This is a genomic window from Mesorhizobium sp. M4B.F.Ca.ET.089.01.1.1 (genome assembly GCF_004022605.1).
Taxonomy (GTDB): Bacteria; Pseudomonadota; Alphaproteobacteria; order Rhizobiales; family Rhizobiaceae; genus Mesorhizobium; species Mesorhizobium abyssinicae.
In genome coordinates this window covers 1-2208 of the sequence record NZ_RZOS01000675.1, presented here as the reverse complement: position 1 = coordinate 2208, position 2208 = coordinate 1, and the positions used below count along the sequence as shown (strand labels likewise).

The following is a 2208-nucleotide window of genomic DNA, read 5'->3' as shown; positions in this document are numbered from 1 at the left end:
CTTTCAACCATCAGAGGGAGCTCCCGAGGGTCGCGCCGAGCTTGCCTTATCCAGCCCCAGTTGCGGCTGGACTGCTCCCCTGCAATATTCCCTTTGTCGCACAACGCCACATTAACGCCACGCTTCGCCAAAAAGTGCGCTGCACTCGCGCCAACGATGCCGCCACCGATAACAGCTACGTCGACTTTCGAAGGGAGCCGGTTTTCGCTTGAAACTGGTTCGACCAAGAGGCCCATCTCAAATTATTCTCCCACACTCGGTTCCAACGCCTCAGTGAATTTGACCAGTTCACAACTGAAGCCTCATAGCCACACCTTGCTGGACGGTGGCCAAGTTGCTTGCGCAGATGCAGGCCCTACCGATCTTCCTTTTTTGTGCTTTGGGGACAAATCCGCCAGCGTTGAACACGCTCTCAGTTATGCTACGTCCGCCGCTGAATACCGCGAACGCTTCGGATTGATCGAGGCGTCCTGGTTCTTCGTCTCCGTTTGTTGTCAATAACCACTGAATCGGAACCCTGTTTTTTCGCATAAAAGGAACCCAGTATTGGGATTGAAGGGCACGCCGGTTAAGGCGAAGCTGCTCATGCGAGTCCTCGAGATTATTCTTTGACGCCCGACATCGCGACCGAGTCGGTGAAGAAACGTTGGAAGCCCAGCAGAATGGCTGCAGGAATGAGGCTCAGGATTGTCGATGCCGCGAAGACCTGGCCGTAGTCGCTGGAGCGCTCCCCCACCATCAGGCCGAGGGTTATCGGGGCGAGGAACATGTCCTGGCGCGTCGTGACGAGAAGCGGCCAGAGATAGGCCTGCCATTGCCCATTAAAGAGGATGACCCCCGCGCCGACGAGAGCCGGACGCGAAAGCGGTAGGAAAATCTGCAGGAATATCCTTAGCCAGCCGGCTCCATCGATTTGAGCCGCTTCAATCAGCGAACGAGGTATGGCGAGGAAAAACTGCCGCAGTAGGAAGATCACCATGCCGCTTCCCACGAAGGGCAAGATCAGTGCTATGTAGGTGTTCTGCAGCCCGGCGCGTGCGAAGATAGCCGACAACGGGATAGCCACGACCTCCTCGGGGATCAAAAAGCTGAAGACGATGATGGCGAAGACGACCTCGCGGCCGCGCCACCGCATGGCGCTCAACGCGAAGGCTGCGGCTGCGCATACCAGCAGTCCCACGACCACCGTACATGCGGCCACGATGATCGAGTTGATCAATCCGGTCCGGAACGCTCCGCCAAGCGCGCTGCCATAGTTTGCCAGGGTCGGCTGTGGCGGAATGAAGCTGCCTATGGAAAGCGGATTGAGCGCGGTGAATATCTCGTTACTGGGCCGGAGGCTTCCGGCAACCAGCCAGACGATCGGCAGCAAAAAGCTGGCGGCGACGGCGATGCCGAACAGGAGCTGAACCATGCGCCCCGCGCCGGCCGAGCTCTTTTCTCCGGCGCTCACAGTTGCTTCTCCCGCGAGAGCAACCGGAACTGGATGAGGATGATGAGCATCATGATGACCATCAAGGTCAATGATTCCGCAGCAGCCAGGGACACGTCATTGAAAAAATAAGCCTGCTGATACACGTCGAACATGATCAGCTGCGTGCTGCCGCCGGGCCCGCCTCGGGTAAGTATCTGGATCGGAGCGAACAGCAGAAATGAGGCAACCGTGTCAGCGACGATTACGAAGGCTAGCGGCCGACGCATCAGCGGGATAGTGATGTGCCACAGCGACGAAAGCTTTCCAGCGCCATCGATTGATGCTGCCTCGTAGAGTTCGCGAGGAATGTCCTTTAGGCCACCGATAAGAAACATCATCCAGAAGCCGACTCCGATCCACGAGCTCATGACAATGATCGACATCAGTGCCTGGTCCGCGGATGTGAGGAAGGGCTGAGCGCTGAAACCCACCGACATCAACAGCGCATTTGCCAGTCCCTCAGGGCGGTATGCGGCGCCCCACAGGATGGCTGCGACACTCAAAGGGATGACCACCGGCAGGAACACCAAGACGCGCAGTAGCGAAACGATCCGGGAGTTCTCGGCAAACAGCAAAGCGAGGCCGAAAGCGATTGCCGTCTGCAGCGGCACCGTCACCACGACGAAGGTTAGGGTGGCCTGCACGGTCTTGGCAAATGTAGGCGCCGCAAAAAGGAATTCGAAATTATCGAGCCCGGCGAATTCCCCATCAGGCCCGGAGAGGCTCGCCTGAAC

At 58.0% G+C, this 2208-nt stretch carries 3 protein-coding genes; all 3 read right to left on the bottom strand.

From position 1 onward, the window contains the following. Positions 1-236: FAD-binding oxidoreductase (locus EN780_RS32530; protein WP_133372822.1), on the bottom strand; the 236-nt coding region annotated here is incomplete at its 3' end. 365 nt (positions 237-601) lie between these two features. Further along, positions 602-1453: a carbohydrate ABC transporter permease gene (locus tag EN780_RS32525; RefSeq protein WP_128276318.1), complete on the bottom strand. Its 852-nt coding sequence runs from the start codon at positions 1451-1453 to the stop codon at positions 602-604. Then, the coding region (locus EN780_RS32520) for a sugar ABC transporter permease (RefSeq protein WP_133372821.1) at positions 1450-2208 on the bottom strand (759 nt) is incomplete at its 5' end. The genes EN780_RS32520 and EN780_RS32525, both read right to left, overlap by 4 nt.